The 20,983-nt window shown below is 49.5% G+C and carries 15 protein-coding genes, 1 tRNA gene and 2 pseudogenes; 10 read left to right on the top strand and 8 right to left on the bottom strand.

Annotated features, from left to right (window positions below; genetic code table 11):
- Positions 1–4: 4 nt before the first annotated feature.
- On the bottom strand, positions 5–2,140 hold the full coding sequence (locus tag HV243_RS04130) for an ornithine decarboxylase (RefSeq protein ID WP_053389419.1): 2,136 nt from the start codon (positions 2,138–2,140) through the stop codon (positions 5–7).
- A gap of 468 nt (positions 2,141–2,608) precedes the next feature.
- Here HV243_RS04130 and HV243_RS04125 point away from each other — a divergent pair, with 468 nt between their 5' ends.
- The 10 genes from HV243_RS04125 (at position 2,609) to arsC (ending at position 12,789) form a co-directional block, all read left to right on the top strand.
- Positions 2,609–3,316 carry a DUF554 domain-containing protein gene (locus tag HV243_RS04125; protein ID WP_047357842.1) on the top strand — a complete coding sequence of 236 codons (708 nt, stop codon included), beginning with the start codon at positions 2,609–2,611 and terminating at the stop codon, positions 3,314–3,316.
- Positions 3,317–3,421: 105 nt separating this feature from the next.
- Positions 3,422–3,497: transfer RNA gene (locus HV243_RS04120), tRNA-Phe, on the top strand.
- A gap of 193 nt (positions 3,498–3,690) precedes the next feature.
- Positions 3,691–4,947: an integrase arm-type DNA-binding domain-containing protein gene (locus HV243_RS04115; RefSeq protein WP_047660530.1), complete on the top strand. Its 1,257-nt coding sequence runs from the start codon at positions 3,691–3,693 to the stop codon at positions 4,945–4,947.
- 212 nt (positions 4,948–5,159) lie between these two features.
- Positions 5,160–6,221, top strand: coding sequence for a nucleoid-associated protein (locus HV243_RS04110; protein WP_047660531.1), 1,062 nt, complete (start codon positions 5,160–5,162; stop codon positions 6,219–6,221).
- Entirely contained in the window at positions 6,193–7,677 is a 1,485-nt protein-coding gene (locus HV243_RS04105; protein WP_052322935.1) for a hypothetical protein, read from the top strand. Before HV243_RS04110 ends, HV243_RS04105 begins: the two co-directional genes overlap by 29 nt.
- A gap of 805 nt (positions 7,678–8,482) precedes the next feature.
- The gene (gene arsR / locus HV243_RS04100; RefSeq protein WP_275943334.1) at positions 8,483–8,836 is read left to right on the top strand and encodes an As(III)-sensing metalloregulatory transcriptional repressor ArsR; all 354 of its coding nucleotides are present in this window, start codon (positions 8,483–8,485) and stop codon (positions 8,834–8,836) included.
- A 47-nt stretch (positions 8,837–8,883) separates the two neighbouring features.
- Complete coding sequence (gene arsD, locus HV243_RS04095; RefSeq protein WP_047660533.1) at positions 8,884–9,246, top strand: arsenite efflux transporter metallochaperone ArsD; 363 nt, start codon at positions 8,884–8,886, stop codon at positions 9,244–9,246.
- A gap of 16 nt (positions 9,247–9,262) precedes the next feature.
- Complete coding sequence (gene arsA, locus HV243_RS04090; protein WP_047660534.1) at positions 9,263–11,014, top strand: arsenite efflux transporter ATPase subunit ArsA; 1,752 nt, start codon at positions 9,263–9,265, stop codon at positions 11,012–11,014.
- Positions 11,015–11,061: 47 nt separating this feature from the next.
- The gene (arsB, locus tag HV243_RS04085; protein ID WP_047660535.1) at positions 11,062–12,351 is read left to right on the top strand and encodes an arsenite efflux transporter membrane subunit ArsB; all 1,290 of its coding nucleotides are present in this window, start codon (positions 11,062–11,064) and stop codon (positions 12,349–12,351) included.
- Between the two features lie 12 nt (positions 12,352–12,363).
- Positions 12,364–12,789 carry a glutaredoxin-dependent arsenate reductase gene (gene arsC, locus HV243_RS04080; protein WP_047660537.1) on the top strand — a complete coding sequence of 142 codons (426 nt, stop codon included), beginning with the start codon at positions 12,364–12,366 and terminating at the stop codon, positions 12,787–12,789.
- Positions 12,790–13,028: 239 nt separating this feature from the next.
- Here the strand turns inward: arsC and HV243_RS04070 are convergent.
- From HV243_RS04070 to HV243_RS04040, 7 genes and pseudogenes are all read right to left on the bottom strand, one after another.
- A pseudogene (locus tag HV243_RS04070) lies at positions 13,029–13,238 on the bottom strand (IS3 family transposase); the annotation flags it as partial.
- Between the two features lie 128 nt (positions 13,239–13,366).
- Positions 13,367–13,696, bottom strand: a complete 330-nt coding sequence (locus HV243_RS25480) for a transposase (RefSeq protein ID WP_234400792.1) — start codon at positions 13,694–13,696, stop codon at positions 13,367–13,369.
- Positions 13,697–14,198: 502 nt separating this feature from the next.
- Complete coding sequence (locus HV243_RS04060) at positions 14,199–14,738, bottom strand: 4Fe-4S dicluster domain-containing protein (RefSeq protein WP_047660976.1); 540 nt, start codon at positions 14,736–14,738, stop codon at positions 14,199–14,201.
- Entirely contained in the window at positions 14,738–15,331 is a 594-nt protein-coding gene (locus HV243_RS04055; RefSeq protein ID WP_047660977.1) for a molecular chaperone, read from the bottom strand. The genes HV243_RS04060 and HV243_RS04055 overlap by 1 nt, the downstream gene beginning before the upstream one ends.
- A gap of 56 nt (positions 15,332–15,387) precedes the next feature.
- Positions 15,388–16,164, bottom strand: coding sequence for a DmsC/YnfH family molybdoenzyme membrane anchor subunit (locus HV243_RS04050; protein ID WP_047660978.1), 777 nt, complete (start codon positions 16,162–16,164; stop codon positions 15,388–15,390).
- Positions 16,157–16,783, bottom strand: coding sequence for a DMSO/selenate family reductase complex B subunit (locus tag HV243_RS04045; RefSeq protein WP_047660979.1), 627 nt, complete (start codon positions 16,781–16,783; stop codon positions 16,157–16,159). Before HV243_RS04045 ends, HV243_RS04050 begins: the two co-directional genes overlap by 8 nt.
- 13 nt (positions 16,784–16,796) lie before the next feature.
- Positions 16,797–19,229, bottom strand: a pseudogene (locus tag HV243_RS04040) (DMSO/selenate family reductase complex A subunit).
- Positions 19,230–20,983 lie beyond the last annotated feature (1,754 nt).

Here is a 20,983-nt window from a genome sequence, read left to right as displayed (position 1 = left end):
ACGCTTACTTCAGAACATATCCATACAGACGTTTAATACCGTCTGCATCCGTTTCACTGTAAACCCCTTGCAGCTCCGGCGAGAAGCCCGGCAGCAGGTTTATGCCCTCTTCCAATGCCAGGAAGTAACGTTGCACCGCCCCGCCCCATACTTCGCCCGGTACCACGCACAGTACGCCCGGAGGATAAGGCAGCGCACCTTCTGCCGCAATGCGACCAGCGGCATCACAAATACGCACCAGTTCAACATCACCGCGGATAAAGGCGCTGTTAGCATCCTGCGGGTTCATCGCCACTGCAGGTAAACTCTCCTGACGGAACATCGCTTTTTGCAGATCTTTCACATCAAAGCTGACGTACAGTGAGTGCATCTCCTGACACAGTTCACGCAGCGTGTAATCCCGGTAACGTACCGGATACTTGTTGAAGATGGTGGGCAGCACGTTTGCCAGCGGCGTATCGTCTTCAATATGCTGTTCAAACTGCGCCAGCATCGCGACCAGTTGCGCCAGTTTCTCAGCGCTTTCTGCCGGGGTCAGCAGGAACAGAATCGAGTTAAGGTCGCATTTCTCCGGCACGATACCGTTTTCACGCAGATAATGCGCCAAAATCGTCGCCGGAATACCAAACTCAGTATATTGCCCGGTTTGCGCATCAATGCCCGGAGTGGTTAACAGCAGTTTGCAGGGATCGACAAAATACTGGTCGCGTGCATATCCAGAAAAACCATGCCATTTAGCACCAGGTTCAAAGCTAAAGAAGCGACGCTCGCTGGCAATCACCTGTGTCGGATAGCTTTCCCACGGTTTGCCATCTACTACCGGAGGAATAAACGGTTGAAGCAGCTTACAGCGGGTAATAATCGCTTTGCGGGCCTCGATCCCCAGCGTCACACATTCCGCCCATAGCCGACGGCCGCTCTCGCCTTCATGGATTTTGGCGTTAACGTCCAGCGCCGCAAACAGCGGGTAAAACGGGCTGGTGGAAGCATGCAGCATAAACGCATTGTTCAGACGCTTATGCGGGCAGAAGCGCGCCTGGCCGCGAATATGGTTATCCTTTTTATGGATCTGCGAGGTTTGCGAGAATCCGGCCTGCTGTTTGTGTACCGACTGAGTGACAAAGATCCCCGGATCGTTAGCATTGAGCTCCAGCAGCAGCGGTGAACCATCGGCCATCATCGGGATAAATTGCTCGTAACCGACCCATGCGGAATCAAACAGAATGTAATCGCACAGGTGACCGATCTTGTCGATCACCTGCCGGGCGTTGTAGATCGTACCGTCATAGGTACCTAACTGAATGATCGCCAGACGGAACGGGCGCGGTTGATCAGCCTTTTGCGGCGCAACTTCTCGAAGTTGCTGGCGCAGATACTCCTCATCAAAGCAGTGCTCATCAATGCCGCCAATAAAGCCAAACGGATTACGCGCCGCTTCCAGATAAACCGGCGTAGCACCCGCCTGGATCAGCGCCCCGTGGTGGTTCGATTTATGATTGTTGCGGTCAAACAGCACCAGATCGCCACGCGTCAGCAGCGCATTGGTGACCACTTTATTGGCCGCAGAGGTCCCATTCAGCACAAAGTAGGTTTTATCCGCGTGGAAAACTTTCGCAGCAAATTTCTGCGCATGTTTCGCTGATCCTTCATGAATCAACAGATCGCCAAGCTTAACGTCAGCGTTGCACATATCCGCGCGAAACAGATTCTCACCAAAGAACTCATAGAAATGTCGGCCCGCAGGATGCTTCTGAAAAAACTCACCGTGTTGGTGTCCCGGGCAGGCAAACGTGCTGTTCCCCATTTCGACGTACTGGGTAAGCGTGTCATAGAACGGCGGCAGCAAATCTTCCTCATACTGACAGGCAGCAGATTCCAGCTCCAGCCAGTCCTGAGCCTGACCGCGAATTACCGCATTAACGCCCGCAGGCACATCAACATCAGACTCTGCGAACAGAAACACAGGTAGATGAAAACCGGTGCGTTTCAGCAAAGCCAGGATCCCACTGCGGCTGTCCGCAACGGTAATGACGACTGCCGCAACGTCAGTAAAATCGGTACTGTCCAGCGACACCACCTGACGATGGCTGGACAGACGAGAAACCAGTTCACTACTGGCGGCAATTTTCATTGATTTCATAAGCGCAATAACCCGTTTCGGGAAAATCAAAAGTCCCGGACAACGCCGCATGGCTTTGCCCACGAAATGACAGGTCAAACTGGTTACCAGCCCCGACCGCCAGACATCAGTAAAAGCAGATAGCCTCTGATTTTACTGTTATCCTGCAGTGAGCGTGCGCTGCCCTCACCGCATGGTGGGAGCATAAAGATAAGTCGCGGGAAGGGGCAGACGTCGCGCAAAAAGGCGATGTTGAAGGCAATGTAGGGGGAGTAATATCATCCCAGGCAGCCCCATTCAGACAGGAGAAAATTCGCGCAATCATGGCACCTTTCACTTACAGGCGCAAGATAAAATCCTGTGCGAAAACCTTACAGATAAGCAAGCATTTCGTCTGAAAGTTGCGGCATAATAATGCAATCTGAAACATAATTTCACCCAGCTAATTGCCTTTAGTATCAAGACGATGATGGGTATGCAGGAGCAAATGTGGTAATCGGACCCTTTATTAATGCCAGCGCCATTTTATTTGGTGGCATTCTCGGCGCGCTGCTCAGCCAGCATATACCAGAACGCATTCGGGTCTCCATGACCTCTATTTTCGGGCTGGCCTCGTTAGGGATTGGTATCTTGCTGGTTATCAAATGCGCCAACCTACCGGTGATGGTTCTGGCAACGCTCGTCGGCGCATTAATTGGCGAGTTCTGTCATCTGGAAAAAGGGATCAATGCTGCGGTAGCCAAAGCGCAGCAGCTTTTCACCCGCTCGGACGCCAACGTAACGCACGAATCCTTTATTCAAAGCTATGTGGCTATCATTGTGCTGTTTTGCGCCAGCGGTACCGGGATCTTCGGTGCGATACATGAAGGGATGACCGGCGACCCGAATATTTTAATCGCCAAGTCATTTTTGGATTTCTTCACGGCCATCATTTTTGCCTGTTCATTAGGAATCGCGGTATCCGCCATTTGCATGCCGATGCTGGCAATCCAGTTAACGCTTGCCACCTGTGCAGCACTGATTTTACCCCTGACGACGCCAGCTATGATGGCCGATTTCAGCGCCGTAGGCGGTCTATTGCTGCTAGCAACCGGTTTGCGTATTTGCGGCATTAAGATGTTTGCGGTTGTGAATATGCTTCCTGCCCTGCTGCTGGCAATGCCGCTTTCCGCCGCCTGGACGGCATTTTTTGCCTGAGAATGCGTGCATTAGCAGCAATGTGGTGATAGATTGTGCAGTCTGCATTGATTTGAAGAAATTTCGTTGACGAAGCGAAGCGAATCGGGTTTAATGCGCCTCGTTGCCCGGATAGCTCAGTCGGTAGAGCAGGGGATTGAAAATCCCCGTGTCCTTGGTTCGATTCCGAGTCCGGGCACCAAATTCATATCAACGGACCTCCACGGAGGTCCGTTTTTGCATTCCAGACCCACCAAAATCAGCGTCTCGCGAATCTCCCAATTCCACTGAACTCAACCAAATTCTACCCGCATCAAGTCCCTTGCGAGGGTACAAATGAGGGTATAGTCTGGTTCGATAATCGGTGTACCCTCAAATCACCCAGGAAACCAGCTATGGCACTGACTGACGCTAAGATCCGGGCAGCAAAGCCGGACGAAAAATCCTACAAACTCGCCGACGCCAATAACATGTTTTTGCTTGTTCACCCTAACGGCTCAAAGTACTGGCGGCTGCGCTATCGTCATCTCGGCAAAGAGAAAACACTGGCGCTTGGTCAGTATCCCGAAGTCTCACTGTCAGAAGCGCGCGAAAAACGCGATGAGGCCAGAAAACTCATATCTGATGGCATTGACCCGTGCGAGCAACGCAGAGCGAAGAAAGCAGCACCGGAGGCCATAAATACTTTTGAGCTCGTTGCCCGTCAATGGCATAAGAGCAATAAAAAATGGTCCGAAACTCACAGCGAGAAGGTGCTCAAAAGTCTTGAGGGTCACGTATTTCCCTATATAGGTTTACGCGATATCACCACCCTCAGAACTCCCGATTTACTTGTTCCCGTAAAGGCTGCCGAAGCCAAAGAGATATATGAGATTGCAGCCCGCCTTCAGCAGCGTATCACAGCAATTATGCGTTATGCTGCCCAGTCAGGCATTATCAGCTATAACCCTGCAGTGGATATGGCTGGTGCTTTAACGACGGTGAAACGCCAGCACCGCCCTGCTCTTGCCCTGAGTCGTATTTCAGAACTCCTTGAACATCTTGATGCATACAAAGGCCAGCCCCTTACAAGACTGGCGACCAAACTCACCCTGCTTATCTTCATCCGTTCCAGTGAACTACGCTTTGCCCGGTGGACTGAGATAGACTTCGAGAAAGCCATGTGGACCATTCCTCCGGAACGAAAACCTATTGAAGGGGTTAAGTATTCCCATCGTGGATCCAAAATGCGAACAGAACATCTGGTACCGCTCTCCACTCAGGCACTGGATATTCTGAAAGAGATCCACACCATCAGCGGGGAATATGAATTGATTTTCACTGGCGATCACAATCCGTGGAAACCCATGAGTGAAAATACGGTGAATAACGCGCTGCGTCTTATGGGCTATGATACAAAGGTCGATGTCTGTGGGCACGGCTTCAGGGCAATGGCATGCAGTTCATTGATTGAGTCAGGATTGTGGTCAAAAGATGCTGTGGAGCGACAAATGAGCCATCAGGAGCGTAACGGTGTTCGTGCCGCGTATATCCATAAAGCGGAATTTCTGGATGAGCGCAGGCTGATGCTGCAATGGTGGGCTGATTTTCTGGATGCAAACCGTGAAAATCCGGTCTCACCTTTCGATTACATCAGACAACAACACTTATAATCCATTCTCCCGGCAAGGATGCCGGGAGAATGTTTCCTTCTTTTTTTCCTTTCCCTGTATACCTTTATTCACAGAGGGGTTGATGACTCACTGACACCGGACCCTGTGCTGAAATATGTTACGTATGTCCTGGGGATTATCTATACTACCTGCTTTAAAGCAGGTCACAGCAATTAACGATAAGATAAGACACAAAATAACGAGATATCACTATGAGTTTTTTAACGGATGAAGAAATTAATGCACTGACAATAAAACGAATGATTTTTCATGTCGTTGGTGGAGAACTGGAGATCCCCGTGCTGCTCAGTGAAATATCACCACCTGAACACGTCGATTTTTTTCTGGAACGGATTAAGTCTGCATTAAGCGGTAACATGTTCCGGTTTACGGAGTTGTCCAATACCGAACGTATTCTTCGCCTCATAAGGAACAATGCCGATACTGATACCAGTTGCTTCACTGAACAGTCCACTTTTCTGGCAAACGATTTTCAGTCTCACCACCACACAAAAAATGCCAGTATGGGAGTATTTTTTCTTTTTGAGCTTCACGCCCTCAACGATGAGAAACTGTTTGCTCTCATTAAATATGATAATGAGGATGTGGTACGTTACGTGCTGGATGCGGAGGGGAACGAGTTTCAGGTTCCCAGACTCGAACGTTTCCGCGAAAGCTTCGTCAAGAAAGCAGAAGCCATGCAGAAAATTGCTCTGGTCCGCCTGACGGCAGATGCTCAGGGTGGACAAGTTGTTGTACGGGATCGCAGCAAACGAACCAATATCTCCGTTTATTTTGAGCGTTTTCTACAGGTACAGCGCGTCAACAATACAACCGACCTCAGCGACAAACTGGTTGCCGCACTCAAGGATGTCTTCAAAAAGCACCGCGACCTGTTACCGGACGACATCAGACGTAGCGGTGTTAACAAGATTTATGAAACGCTACATCACGGGGCGCAGGATTTTAACACCGATGAGCCCCTTTCCCTGCTGAACCAGATTTTTGGGCCAATGGAAGAAGATCATCCACTGGTCAAATCCTTTACCCGTAAAATAAAAGACCTGGGAATTTCAGGTGAATCTTTCCGGATCACCCCTGAGAACATCCCTAAGCCACGGAAAAGAAAACTGGAAACTCTGGAAGATGTTATTGTTATCTACGATGAGGATAATGCCCCGGACATCCAAACGATGGAAGACGGGCGAAAACGTATAGTGATAGTGACTGCAGGGCTGGTGACAGATGACATCGATACTGGAAAAAATAGGTAAGGCAATTGACTGCTCACGCCGCGCATCTGATCTGGTGATCACGGAGGATCAGCAGACAACCACCCGGAAACTGTTCATTTCCGGTACCATGGATAATGACACCCTTCAGTTATGGGGGGAAGTGACAGATGCTGATTCCGAAAACCTCCGGATTACCTTTGTTGATGACAGCCGGGATGATATCCACCCTGCGCAGGGTATCCCCGGTCAGAAGCACTTTATCACTATCATCAGCGATGAGATTCCCGGGATTCTGCGACTCTTTACCCCTGAAGGGTGGCGTACATTTTTACTCGGGGATCCTGGGCTTCGTCAGTATCGCCTTATCTACGCCCTGTTCGTCAGCGAGGCATTTGAAACACAACAGTGGAAGGTCGAGCCGTGGGAAAAAATGCACCCGGAGGAGAGTGGCATCGACGTTATTCCCCAGACAACCTCCGTCACAAAAAGTATCATCAGATGCTTTTCGACCGACTTTCTTCCTCCGGATACTATAGCCCCTTGGATCTTAGTGTCCGGAGACAAATTGACAGACGGACCAATGAGGCTCTGGGCATCACTCGCCTGCCGGGAGTTATTGAAATGTTTCGTCAATGAGCTTTTTGCCGCCGAAATAAAAAAGGTCGGACTATCAGGAAAACCGCCGCGAAAAATCCCATTCGGAGAAGAACATGCGGCCCTGCCCGCCTTTTATGTCATTCAGGAAACGGCAAAATGGATTTTTCTTGAAGGAAATGAAACAGAGCTTAAACATACCTTTCTCTCCAGTGAACTGGCCAGAGAATGGCCTGAGGGTGTCACGTTTTGTGAAGGCATTGTGTGTCGACTTCCCCCGGCACTGGAGTCAGCCCGGCTGCTCTACAAGGCCCATATCCGGACAGGGGGAAAAGACACCCTGAAATCACTGGGTGATTTGCGAAAAGGCCTGACAGAGGACACCCAAAAAATTTTGCAGCAGTCGCGGGATCTGTCTTCCGCGTTGTGGAAAGATATGGCTCTGGTCATCAGCACTCTGGTCCTTCGCTACAGTCTGGAAGCCCTGAAGGAAAGTGGCCCGCAAAAAGTGTATGCCCTGGCATTTTGTGCACTGGCCCTGTATATCGCCATCTCATACGGAATGTCGATCTATATCAACCGTCATGCCCTTTCACTGCTGGAAAAAAACAGAACCATCTGGAGAAGTAAGTTATATGGTTTTCTGGATGAACAGGATTATCAGGAACTGGCAGGTTTTCCCGTAAAGGCCGCAATACGGTCATATCACCGGGTTGAGCGAATAACGTCAGCCATTGTGCTCATTCTGGTCACGCTATTACTTACAGCTGCAGCAAGTGAATTCTGGTCACTCAGTATGCTCCTGCAGTCGGGCTACACCTGGGTTATGAGTGCGTTACAGATTCTGACTCCCCCGTGGGCTCTGCGCAGTCCGAACGGTTTTACTGTCTATCCTTCATGACTGGAATAAAACAACCAGGGATCATAGCTGGCTCTGATAATGGACAACACGTATGGTAATCAGTCCTCAGGTTGCTAAACAGAAGTTCATTTTGATCGGGTAATAATATCTTCTTCTCAGTAAACAGGAGAACGATGAAAAAAAATAGATAGTTTAAGCGCTCGTCTTGCTGAGGTAGCAAAGAAAACAAAAAGAACTAAGCATAAAGCCATTAGGGATTTATTAGTAAGTAGAATTGCTTTATGCAAACCATCGTCAACACATATTTTTCGGCAAAGATAAAAGAAGGCTTTTCTTAACTGCATTCATGATTGTTTGACGGAAAAGGGAATTAATAATGGTTACCCTACCTCAGATTTTCTGATTATTGGCTCCCAGTGGTTAATTATAAATAACCAAAGCATTTAGTGGATAATGAAGATGAAGAAATTTTAGATAAAAGCATCAAAGAACGTTTCTATTTATGTCCAGGAAACGAAACTACATTAGGACAGATAATAGTTCTTTAAAATGAAGAACCATCTCCGTTACTAAAGGAAAATCTAAAATATACTGAATTCGTAGGAATGGGTGTTTCGAATAGTAGAAAAGGATTTTTCCCTGCCTGAAAGGTAATTATTGATGGTCCACTAAGTTTTTCAATTATCAATAAAGTTATTATTAGCACAGAATGTAATTTAATACTATCCTAAGCACAAATTTTTGGTGCGATCGACTCTGTTTGAAAAAAAACACATATGATTTTCCGTATATTAGTTGAATTTTGGTTCATACCGAGTATCCTGTAGGTAAATACTCTGGAGGTTTGATGTCTCTCACTTCTTTACAACTCTTCAAAAACCTCTCCGATGAAACCCGTCTGAGCATCGTGTTGCTGCTCAGGGAGATGGGAGAGCTATGCGTGTGCGATCTTTGCACGGCGTTGGATCAGTCGCAGCCCAAGATCTCCCGTCATCTGGCAATGCTACGTGAAAGTGGATTATTGCAGGATCGCAAACAGGGCAAGTGGGTTCACTACCGCTTATCCCCGCATATTCCTTCCTGGGCCGCTCAGGTGATTGAGCAGGCCTGGTTAAGCCAACAGGACGACGTACAGGCCATCGCCCGTAAGTTGGCATCGGCAAACTGCTCTGGTAGCGGTAAGACTGTTTGCATCTAAAAAATTTGCCTGAACACATATGATTTTTCGAATGTGAGGTATTTGGAATGAAAACGTTAACGGTGTTTGACCCGGCAATGTGCTGCAGTACCGGCGTATGTGGTTCAGATGTCGATCAGGTTCTGGTTGATTTCTCTGCAGATGTGCAGTGGCTGAAAGGACGTGGCGTACAGGTTGAACGTTACAATCTGGCACAGCAGCCTATGAGCTTTGTTCAGAACGAGAAAGCGAAAGCATTCCTGGAAGCATCTGGAGCAGAAGGGCTTCCGCTACTGCTGTTGGATGGCGAAACGGTGATGGCAGGGCGGTACCCAAAACGTGCTGAGATAGCTCGCTGGTTTGGTATACCGCTGGAGAGGGTAGGGTTAGCTCCCACCAGTTGCTGTGGTGGTAATACTTCCTGTTGCTGATATGTCAGGAGGACATATGAAATTCTTACAGAACATCCCGCCTTATCTGTTTTTTACCGGTAAGGGAGGCGTAGGAAAAACCTCCATTTCCTGCGCGACGGCTATCCGCCTTGCCGAACAGGGTAAACGGGTTTTGCTGGTCAGTACCGATCCTGCCTCGAATGTCGGACAGGTATTCGACCAGGCTATCGGTAACACCATTCGCCCTGTGACGGCAGTTCCTGGACTTTCCGCTCTGGAGATTGACCCGCAGGAAGCCGCCCAACAATACCGCTCCAGAATCGTTGATCCTATCAAAGGTCTTCTGCCTGATGACGTTGTTAACAGTATCAGCGAGCAACTTTCAGGAGCCTGTACCACTGAAATTGCGGCGTTTGATGAGTTCACCGGCTTATTGACAGACGCTTCCCTTCTGACCCGCTTCGATCACATCATTTTTGATACAGCGCCGACGGGCCACACGATTCGCCTTCTCCAGCTTCCCGGTGCCTGGAGTAGCTTCATTGAAAATAATCCAGATGGTGCTTCCTGTCTTGGCCCAATGGTCGGGCTGGAAAAGCAGCATGAGCAGTATGCTCATGCAGTAGAGGCGTTATCCGATCCTGAACGTACCCGCCTGGTTCTGGTTGCAAGACTGCAAAAATCTACGCTGCAGGAAGTCGCCCGCACCCATGAAGAACTGGCTGCAATTGGCCTGAAAAACCAGTACCTGGTTATTAATGGTGTGCTACCTAAAACCGAAGCTGAACATGACGCCCTGGCCGCTGCGATATGGCAACGTGAGCAGGAGGCACTGGCAAATCTTCCTGCCGGTTTATCTGAGCTACTGACAGATACCCTATCACTACAGCCAGTCAATATGGTTGGTGTTTCAGCCTTGAAGGGACTGCTGGATACCCGTTCTGAGGCATTACCGCTCCCGGTAACGAACATCCAGTACACACCTGAAAACTTATCGCTCTCTGGCCTGGTCAATGATATCGCTCGCAGTGAACACGGCCTGATTATGCTGATGGGCAAAGGTGGCGTAGGGAAAACCACGATGGCTGCTGCCATCGCCGTAAGGCTGGCGGACATGGGATTTGACGTGCATCTCACGACCTCTGATCCTGCTGCACACCTGAGTACAACGCTGAACGGCAGCCTCAAAAACCTGCAGGTCAGCCGCATCAACCCTCACGATGAAACCGAACGCTATCGCCAGCATGTTCTTGAGACGAAGGGAAGAGATCTGGACGAAGCAGGGAAACGGCTACTGGAGGAGGATTTACGCTCTCCCTGTACTGAAGAAATTGCCGTGTTTCAGGCTTTTTCCAGGGTGATTCGTGAAGCGGGTAAACGGTTTGTTGTCATGGATACCGCCCCTACGGGACACACGCTATTGCTGCTGGATGCGACCGGGGCTTACCACCGGGAGATTGCCAAAAAAATGGGGAGTAAAGGTCATTTTACTACCCCAATGATGCAGCTTCAGGATCCGGATAGAACCAAAGTTCTGCTTGTTACGCTTCCTGAAACCACACCAGTGCAGGAAGCGGCAAACCTGCAGGCTGACCTTGAAAGAGCGGGGATTCATCCGTGGGGCTGGATTATCAATGACAGCTTTTCCATTGCGGATACGCGTTCTTCGTTGCTTTGCCAGCGTGCTCATCAGGAACTGCCTCAGATTGAGGCTGTTAATAATCAACACGCTGACCGTATAGCGCTTGTTCCGGTGCTGGCGTCAGAGCCCACCGGTATTGAAAAGCTCAGAGAATTGATGAGTTAATTTTTTGGCATATACAGGGCGACAAAGTCGCCCTGTCAGGAGGTTTTATGTTACTGGCAGGCGCTATTTTTGTCCTGACCATTGTTTTGGTTATCTGGCAACCAAAGGGATTAGGGATTGGCTGGAGTGCAATGCTGGGCGCTGGACTGGCTCTGATATCTGGTGTTGTGCATGTGGGCGATATTCCGGTGGTGTGGAATATCGTCTGGAACGCGACGGCAACATTTATTGCCGTGATTATTATCAGCCTGCTGCTTGATGAATCAGGCTTTTTCGAATGGGCGGCATTGCATGTTTCGCGCTGGGGTAAAGGTCGTGGCCGTTTGCTCTTTACGTATATCGTTCTGCTCGGTGCAGCGGTGGCGGCACTGTTTGCCAACGATGGTGCGGCATTGATTCTTACTCCAATTGTCATCGCCATGCTGCTTGCATTAGGTTTCAGTAAAGGTACTACTCTGGCATTTGTCATGGCTGCCGGGTTTATTGCCGATACAGCCAGCCTGCCGCTTATCGTGTCGAACCTGGTGAATATCGTCTCGGCGGACTTCTTTGGTCTGGGATTCACCGAATATGCATCGGTAATGGTGTCGGTGGATATTGCAGCCATTGCTGCCACTCTTGTTATGCTGCATCTTTTCTTCCGCAAAGATATTCCGCCGACTTACGACCTGGCTCTCCTGAAAGCACCCGCAAAGGCGATTAAAGATCTGGCAACCTTCAGAACCGGCTGGATAGTTTTAATTCTTCTGCTGGTTGGCTTTTTCGTCTTGGAGCCGTTGGGTATCCCGGTCAGCGCGATTGCGGCGGCAGGGGCCATCATTCTGTTTGCGGTGGCAAAACGCGGCCATGCCATTAACACCGGTAAAGTGCTGCGTGGGGCACCCTGGCAGATCGTCATCTTCTCATTGGGGATGTACCTGGTGGTCTACGGTCTGCGCAACGCAGGGCTAACCGAATACCTTTCAGGTGTGCTGAACGTACTGGCGGATAAAGGACTCTGGACTGCGACGCTGGGTACTGGCTTCCTGACGGCTTTCCTGTCTTCCATCATGAACAACATGCCTACCGTGCTGGTTGGCGCTCTTTCTATCGATGGAAGCACTGCAACTGGCGTTATTAAAGAGGCGATGATCTACGCCAACGTGATTGGCTGCGATCTGGGCCCGAAAATTACACCTATTGGTAGCCTGGCAACGCTGCTCTGGCTGCATGTACTTTCACAGAAGAACATGACCATCACCTGGGGATATTATTTCCGCACCGGGATCATCATGACTCTGCCTGTGCTGTTTGTAACGCTGACCGCGCTGGCGCTACGTCTCTCTTTCACTTTGTAATGAGATACAGATATGAGCAACATCACTATTTATCACAATCCGGCCTGCGGCACGTCGCGTAATACGCTGGAGATGATCCGCAACAGCGGTAATGAACCGACCGTTATTCATTACCTTGAAAATCCACCGTCACGCGATGAGCTGGTCAAACTCATTGCAGATATGGGCATTTCCGTTCGGGCTTTGCTACGTAAGAACGTCGACCCGTATGAGGAACTGGGTCTTGCAGAAGATAAATTTACTGACGACCAGCTAATCGACTTTATGCTGAAACATCCGATTCTGATTAACCGTCCGATTGTAGTGACGCCACTGGGAACTAAACTTTGCCGTCCTTCGGAGGTGGTTCTGGATATCCTTCCAGATGCCCAGAAAACGGCTTTCACCAAAGAAGATGGTGAAAAAGTCGTTAATGATGCAGTTAAAAGACTGAAATAAAGATGAAGGGGGCATTTGCCCCCTTCATCTTTATTTCGTCATTTCTTCCAGCAAATACCAACCGGCTCTTCGCTCTGTAGCGCTGTTAATGCAATACGCTTTGCATACTGCTCTTCCACATCAGAGATGAGAGGCTGCTCGCGGTTCGCCCTGGTTTTCAGGAATAGTGAAGACGGTTCAGCTGCCGCCAGGCTGTTATTAACAACCCATGCCCACGGCTCGATGTGCAGTGCCCAACTAAAACTGACCACTGCATTAGATTTTTTCCAGTATCTATTTTCTGATTCGTTTTGTGGCAACTCACTGTTATATTCGTGCTGTCTGAGTATGCCATAATATCCAACGATATAGTCCGTTATTGCGTGGGCTGCATAGCTGAAGCTTACGTAATCCGTTACTGGCACCCAGTCATTCTTCAGACTTCGGAAGAAGCGTTCCTTTGGACTATTGACGCTCATATGTCAAGAGCGGGCTATTGGGCATAGGCTGGATCCGATAAAATCAATAAGTAGAGTTCTCGGACGATGTAGCGTTTGAGGCATCTCAGGATCTCTTTAGTCGATAGTCCTTCACCAGTTCATCTGTCAACATAGATTCTGGTGCGCGGATCACTACGCATACGCACAAGGGCTATTGTCCACAGAGCATTTTTTGCTTCACGTGAGCCTCCACGGTTTAATCTATGCCTGACTGTTTTTCCTGGTGATGCTGGTAGTGAATTTACGCCAATGAGCGATGCCGGGACCGCTTCATTTTTTAAACGTTCGGGGTGAGCATCTGCAATGGCCAGCAGTATGGCTGTCGCCTGTGGACCTACACCAAACTGACTACGAAGATTACTGGTATATTTACGGGTCAGTTTATCCAATGATTCATCCAGTTCATTCATCTCTTCAGTCAGGGCCATTCATCGTTTCGCAAGGCTTCAAAGCGTGCTGTAGAAAGCTATACGCAATGGAGAGTACTTTGAAACTTCTCAGCTAATGCAGGAGGCTACGCATTCGTGCAGTTTCGATATACAGAGGTTGTCACGAACATCCTACGGGGCACTGACCAGCAGCGCACGAAGCTGATTAATCGCCTGAGTGTGGGCTTTTACTGTACTACGTCGGGCAATACTAATAATCCTGAGAGATTCACTCGCACCGCACTGCATTTTCTGCATCCAGTGGATCTGACTTCCCTTCAAGCCTGTGTTTTGAGCGTTCTGGCCTGTTAACTTCGACAACATAAATCTCATTTTTAATAAAATAGTGTGTTAATGCGGTAGCATACGTTCCGGTTCCTTCGATGTGTGAGAGAGGCGTCGGGAGCTTCGAATGAACACGGTAATTCCCCCGTACAAGTTGTATCACCTTTATAAGTGCGCTGTATGTACTTCCTGTGAAAAAGGCTCTGGCTGGCAGGGGTTATACCACCGGATGCAGCATCACTGCATAACGGTCGCACTGGACCAGACACTCACCACAGCCGTTACAGCGGCCAGCATCGACCTTCGGCAGGCTGGATTCGTCAATAGTACAGGCCCGTTGTGGGCAAACTTCCACACAGCGATCGCATCCCCGGGAGCTGTGAATGCAGGCATCAGTAAAAACTGGACGAAGCCGGGTGTCGAAGCACGGCTGCGGCTGTAATGCTCCCGTCGGGCACGTCTGAATGCACGCCGCGCAGCCATCACAGCTGGCGTATTCAATAGCCAATCGCGGGAACCCCTCCTGATGGGGAACCAATACACCCATCGGGCAAGTCTGAACGCACTGCTGACATTTATCGCAGCGGGCAAAAAATTGCGCGATGGTCACCGCGCCGGGCGGCAGCGGCCACGGTGGCAAAGCGGCTGGCGGCGGCGTAACGTTACGTGATGCTGTCACAAACGCCCGAAACAACCCTCGACGACTGACGTGGCGATGAGACATATATTGCTGGTAATAGCGTTCGGTTTTATTCATCAGAAGAAAATCCGTGCTTCTACTGGGTTAAGCCCCTGTTGCTGTTTAACGTCCTGCAAATAGAGTTCGGCTACCTGCGCCAGCCGGGCGTAAAACGGGCTGACGTGGTTATGTTGCAGGCATTCAAGATAGCGCGGTGCCCAGGGCAGCAGGAACTGTTCCAGCAACGCCGTGGCGGCTCGGGGATTATCACGTTCGATAAATGCGGAACTGGCCAGCAGCATCAGACCAAACTGATCTTCCGGCTCCTGTTGTTGGCCATCAAACGCCAGACCGTGACTGCGTAAAAATCCGCGGTAGCGGGCCGTGGTTTCGCCCATCAGCAGGTTATCTTTTTCCAGATAGACCGAGCCCCAGGGCGGCGCGACCATTTCCCCCTGACCTTCGAACAGCACTGAATATTGCCAGCCGGGTTCTTCATCAGCATCCATGGGCCTGGCTTCACACAGTTGAGTGATGGTGTGCAGATCGCGCCAGGCATACAGCGACGGCAGGGTTGGCAGGCATTCAATCAGCGCCTTAACTTCAGGACGTTGTGGCGAATAATAAAACAGCGCGCCAAGAATACGCGGCAGTATAGCGGCAGAAGACATACATCATTCCTTCTTAATACGGCGATCGGGCAGGCCGAAACCCACCCGACAGAGCGTTACATCGGCAACGTCCAGAGATTGTAAAACGCGATACGGCCAATCAGTTCGGCAGCAATCACCACAACAGCGCTGGCGAACAGCAGCGTCTGGCCGCTTCTGGCGCGGATATACACCAGCGCACCCAACGTGCCAGCCGCCAGCAGTACAGTCTGGGCGGTAAACCAGTCAGACTGCGCCGCTGCCAGCGGGGCATCGGCCAGCAGGATGGTGGACAGGTAGCCTGGCCGCAGACAGAAACTGACGATAATCCCGACGATGCTGACTATCAGCCCCAGACGGCACACGCCCAGCGCAGCCGCCAGCGCCCCTCCGCCGATCAGCGGTGTCTGCAGCATAACGACGGTGGTCCAGGACGAACTCCAGGTGGTCACCGTCGGCAAGTGGTATATGCGCGGAATAGCGAAAACAAACACCACGCCAACCGCCGCCGCAACCCAGGCCAGCGCGATAAACAGCTTACGCGCCCCGCGATCCAGCAGCAATCCCAGCGCTGCGATGCCTGCGATGGTACCAAAAACCGCCGAGAGCGCGATTTCGTTGCTCATCGGCGAAGACCCGACGCGGAACAGCATATTCATGGCGCGTAGTGGCTGCCCAACATGGAAAATACCCATCACCACGCCCAGACCAAACAGGCATACCGCAGCGAACAGGCCTATTGTCAGACGGCGCGGCTCAATATGGCCCATCGCGTTGCCGATCAGCAGAACAGTGAACGCGCCAACCGCGCTCTGCGTCAGAACCGTAAAGAAAACCAGCGGTAACTCATGCATGACGCACCTCCCGTAAATTCTGAATCGCGCCTTCCGTATCGCCGGTTGGCCGCGCTTTCGGATGCGGTTTCACCACCAGATTGGGATGGGTAAAGTTGGCAGATGGCAGAGGGGCGATTTGGTTCTCCACACCGTACTTCTGGCGCAGTTCATCGATCGGCCCAAAATCCAGCGCGCGCTGCGGGCAGGAATCCACACAAATCGGACGCAGATTCTCTTCCAGCCGATCCAGACAACCGTCGCATTTGCGCATCACTTTCGCTTTGGCATCAAACTGCGGCGCACCATACGGGCAGCGCATTTCACAGTAGCGGCAGCCCACGCAGAGGGAATCGTCCACCAGAACCAGCCCGTCTTCCTCGCGCTTGTGCATCGCCCCGGTCGGGCAGCCCGCTACGCAGGTGGGTTGATCGCAATGATTACATGCAATCGACAGGTAGTAGCTGAAGGTGTCGTTGTGCCAGCTATCACCTTCCTGCACCCAACTGCCGCCGCCGTATTCATACACCCGGCGCAGCTTCGGTCCCACATCTAAATCTTTGTTGTCCTTACAGCTCACCTGGCAGGTTTTACAGCCCGAGCAGCGCGAGGAGTCAACGTAAAAGCCATACTGTTTCATTTTTATTCACTCCTTAAGCGCGTTTAATCTCAACCAGGTTGGTGTGCTGCGGGTTACCTTTCGCCAGCGGCGATGGCAGATGGCTGGTCAACGAGTTAATACAACCGCCGACATCAACACCTTCATTGTTAAGACGTGTCCACGCGCCCTGCGGCATCGCCGCCACGCCTGGCAGAATGCGGTTGGTCACCTTACAGGGGATCTCCACCACGCCGCGATCGTTGAACACGTGCACGATATCGCCGGAAGCGAGCTGCCGCGCACGGGCATCAATCGGGTTAAGCCATACCTCATCCGGTACCGCTTCATGCAGAGCCAGCACGTTGGTGTAGGTAGAGTGGGTATGGCCTTTGGTGTGGAAACCGCTGAGCTGTAGCGGGTATTTCGCCGTCAGTTCTTTATTCAGATGCGACTCTTTCACCACGCAGAACTCCGGTACCGCCGGGATGCGATCGCCTTCCGGCAGGGTCCATTTCTGCGCCAGGTCCGCCAGCGCCTGGGAGTAAATTTCGATCTTGCCGGACGGCGTCTCCAGCGGATGAGCTACGGCATCTTCGCGGAAATCGATAAACGCAATGCTCTGGCGTTCGGTGGCGATTTTCTGGTCGATGATCCCTTTGTTTTTGGCGACCGACCATTCTGGCAGATACGGGCGTTTCTCGCGTATTTGCTGATAGTGATATTCCGCCCACTGAGCCTGGGTGCGCCCTTCGGTGTACTGCTCGCGCAGCCCCAGATGCCCGGCGATATCGGCGCAGATGTCATAGGTGCTGCGCACTTCCTACATCGGCGCGATGGTTTTTTGCAGGGCGATCATATAGTTGTGGGAACCCGCCGCATAGGAGCTGTCCACCAGATCTTCCGCTTCCAGATAGCTGGTTTCCGGCAGCAGTAGATCGGCGTATTTAGCGCTCGGCGTCATATGGTTTTCAATCACGATGATGGTTTCGCACAGCGATTCATCGACGAGGATTTTACGGGTACGGTTGATGTCACCGTGCTGGTTCAGCAGCGCGTTACCGGCCTGATTGAAAAACAGCTTAATGCCGACGTTGAGCTTCTCGACTCCTTTCACGCCCATGGTGGTGGCGGTCATTTTTTCCGGATTGAGGATCGCATCGGTCCACAGATAGCAGGGGATCGATGCTTTAACCGGGTTGGTGCCGGTAGGCAGCAGCGGCACGCCGTATGGGGTGCCATAAGGCCAGTTGCCGTTATTGGTGCCCGGCAATCCAAAATGGCCGGTGATTGCGGGTAGCGTCTGGATAGCGCGTACCGTTTGTTCGCCGTTAGCATGACGCTGCGGGCCCCATCCCTGACCAATATAGCAGGCGCACGCCGCTGCGATTTCCCGCGCCAGCTGTTTTATACGCGTTGCCGGGATACCGGTGATCTGCGCCGCCCATTCCGGCGTTTTCTCAATGCCGTCGTCGCCGGTGCCCATCACGTAGTCTTTATAGCTGGCGTTAGGCGCCGCGTTTTCCGGCAGTGTGGAGCGGTCAAAACCGACGCAGTATTGATTGACCAGCGCTTCGTCAATCAGCTTTTCGCTAATCAGCGTATGGGCCAGACCGGCCACCAGCGCGGCGTCGGTGGTAGGGCGGATCGGCAACCATTCGGCATGCTCGGTGACCACTGAGTCGGTATAGCGCGGATCGATAATCACCACCCTGGCTTTTGATGCTTCCAGCGCCCGGCGCAGCTCTTCCACCTGGCCACCGCCCGACATGCGCGTTTCCGACAGATTCATCCCGAAAAACACCACCAGATCGGAATGGGCGATTTGCGAGAAATGGCTGCCGACGTATTTACCGTGGGTATACGGAGTGGCGCTGGCAATTTGCGCGGTGGAGTAAGTGTTATGGTAATTGAGATAGCCGCCGGTGAGATTTAACAGACGTTTCCAGGCGGGCGTTCCCTGGGTGTGATAATAGGCCCCGGACTGATAGTTGTAATAAATGGCTTCGCGGCCATATTTTTCGGTTACGCGTTGAAGTTCCGCCGCAATAAACGCGGTGGCTTCTTCCCAGCTAATACGCTTGAATTTGCCTTCGCCACGTTTACCGACCCGCTTCATGGGATATTTAATGCGATCCGGACTGTACACGCGCCAGCGATTGGATCGCCCACGTAAGCAGGGGCGAATCTGGTGTTGGCCAAATACCGTATCATCAATCGCGTCTTCGGGTTCGATACGCACGATGCGATCATCTTTAACGATCACCTTCAGCGCGCAGCGACTGCCGCAGTTAACCAGGCAGGCACTATGGCGCACGGTTTCACCATTGTTTATAGTGGCTGCTTCCGGCGCCGCCAGCGCACTTGATGAAAATGGCACAGAAATCGCGTTGCTTAATACAACGGCAGAACCAATTTTTGCTGCTGTCGTGACAGTCTCCCGCCGTGAGATTTGTATATTTAAAATCTCATTTAGTCTTTTTTTCATTATAAGTACCCTCATTGCATCCAAGGATGACCTTAATTTACATAAGATTTTCACAGATTGATTATGATCAAGGTATATATATTTATAAATCTAATGAATTAGAAACTGTGAAGTGACGTGATTAATAAAAGCGCACCATCAGTGGGGTAAAAATTAGCTTACAGAGAGGGTGACGTAGCAGCGCAACAACTCTTTCGCATGGTTGACAGGCAATGTATTGATGACAACAACTATATTAATTACAATGCAATATTAAATTGCACAAAAAAAATATTATAAAATAGTGCATTTGCCCTATTTTGCTAAAAACACACTTTTTTCAGGTAGCTATTGTGGCATGACCATTCTATGATGGTAAAGAAAAGCTAAATACGCCCAAATATACAAAAAAGGTTTGATTCATACCCCCCCACTCTTGGGGCTTTTTTTGTAGTTTACAACCTATTTGGATTTCTCCTACAATTAGGACAGGACAGTGCGGGAAATACCCATCAGGACAAAATTTCTTTATACCTGCCTCCCGGGAATCAAAATAATTTATGATACAGATCATTTTCAATTAATATTAAAAATATATACTGCAGTCCCACAAGGAAGTCAGAATACAGCAAGTTACACTGTTTATTTACCGGGAAGAATGATGTCGCATACTCCCGGTTTTTTTTGATAAAAAACTATGATGTTTGTCATTTTTAATAATCTAATTTATTAATGCGAATGGATTGCAATTATGATATTGTTTTTACTCATTTTTTTTATTTTTAAGGACAAGAGGTTTATTCATTTTTTGGCAGATAACCTATTTTTGATAAAAATGCACACAGTCTCATATGAGCTACTTTTCAGAAACGTTGCTAATAACTCATTTATCAATATACTTTATCAAATAATTATCAGTAGTCTCATCAATCGTCTCCAGAATGATAAAATGATGTCATAACCTCTTGAAACCACAGATGATTCCCTGTTTCAAACCATCAGAAAACTTCATGCCCGGGGATACAAACTAGCTCTGGATGAATTTATATTAGATGATACCAGGGTTCGTTTTTTGAAGTATACCTTAGTTATTGATTTTTATCACCCGAGTAAAAACATGAAGAAATATTCAGATATATAAACAAAAAACAGCCTTCTTTTACGAAATAAAATACCCAGCTCAAAAAAAAAACAAAAAATATGAGTTTTAATTATACGACAAGTACTGGCTTTATATTTTCAAGAGATGCCTCATTTACAGGAAATATATTACCGGAAACGATACCACCATAATATGATAGCAATCTTTAACGTAGCAATAAAAATTAACAGGGTTGAAATCAATCTTAATGCATTAGAAAAATTAATACGTAATACCCTTGCATTAATGTACAAAATTAATTTTTATATAAAATCAAAATATTTTATATCATATTATTATATTTCATCATATGACCGAGCAATGAAAAAAAATATTAATATATTTGTAACATGATGAAATTTGTCATTTTATTCCAATAGCAACTATCCCTAGCATTGTTGTCGCCTATGTCAGTGTGTTTTACTATATGTAGACTAGTTCGCTAGTTTTTCTAAATAATTTACAGAAAAACAAATGATACTTACCATCGTATGATACTTTTATTTGTAATTTATTTTTCTTACTGGAGGTTTGCAATCGCAAAGGTAAGGTATTTTGAATACTGAGCCCTACTTTGTTTTGTGATTTTTTTGTGATAAATACAATTAGAAAATAGACTAAATGAGTTGATAGT

Source organism: Citrobacter sp. RHBSTW-00599, from assembly GCF_013784065.1.
GTDB lineage: Bacteria > Pseudomonadota > Gammaproteobacteria > Enterobacterales > Enterobacteriaceae > Citrobacter > Citrobacter braakii.
The sequence above is the reverse complement of the archived record's forward strand: the minus strand, read 5'-3'. Positions and strand labels throughout refer to the sequence as shown.

Excerpts from the sequence above, each read along its gene's own strand:
- HV243_RS04110 (WP_047660531.1), top strand. The coding sequence starts at position 5,160 with ATGAGTTTTTTAACGGATGAAGAAATTAATGCACTGACAATAAAACGA.
- HV243_RS04115 (WP_047660530.1), top strand. The coding sequence starts at position 3,691 with ATGGCACTGACTGACGCTAAGATCCGGGCAGCAAAGCCGGACGAAAAA.
- HV243_RS25480 (WP_234400792.1), bottom strand. The coding sequence starts at position 13,696 with ATGGCCCTGACTGAAGAGATGAATGAACTGGATGAATCATTGGATAAA.
- HV243_RS04055 (WP_047660977.1), bottom strand. The coding sequence starts at position 15,331 with ATGTCTTCTGCCGCTATACTGCCGCGTATTCTTGGCGCGCTGTTTTAT.
- arsB (WP_047660535.1), top strand. The coding sequence starts at position 11,062 with ATGTTACTGGCAGGCGCTATTTTTGTCCTGACCATTGTTTTGGTTATC.
- arsA (WP_047660534.1), top strand. The coding sequence starts at position 9,263 with ATGAAATTCTTACAGAACATCCCGCCTTATCTGTTTTTTACCGGTAAG.
- HV243_RS04050 (WP_047660978.1), bottom strand. The coding sequence starts at position 16,164 with ATGCATGAGTTACCGCTGGTTTTCTTTACGGTTCTGACGCAGAGCGCG.
- HV243_RS04045 (WP_047660979.1), bottom strand. The coding sequence starts at position 16,783 with ATGAAACAGTATGGCTTTTACGTTGACTCCTCGCGCTGCTCGGGCTGT.
- arsD (WP_047660533.1), top strand. The coding sequence starts at position 8,884 with ATGAAAACGTTAACGGTGTTTGACCCGGCAATGTGCTGCAGTACCGGC.
- arsC (WP_047660537.1), top strand. The coding sequence starts at position 12,364 with ATGAGCAACATCACTATTTATCACAATCCGGCCTGCGGCACGTCGCGT.
- HV243_RS04060 (WP_047660976.1), bottom strand. The coding sequence starts at position 14,738 with ATGAATAAAACCGAACGCTATTACCAGCAATATATGTCTCATCGCCAC.
- HV243_RS04130 (WP_053389419.1), bottom strand. The coding sequence starts at position 2,140 with ATGAAATCAATGAAAATTGCCGCCAGTAGTGAACTGGTTTCTCGTCTG.
- HV243_RS04105 (WP_052322935.1), top strand. The coding sequence starts at position 6,193 with ATGACATCGATACTGGAAAAAATAGGTAAGGCAATTGACTGCTCACGC.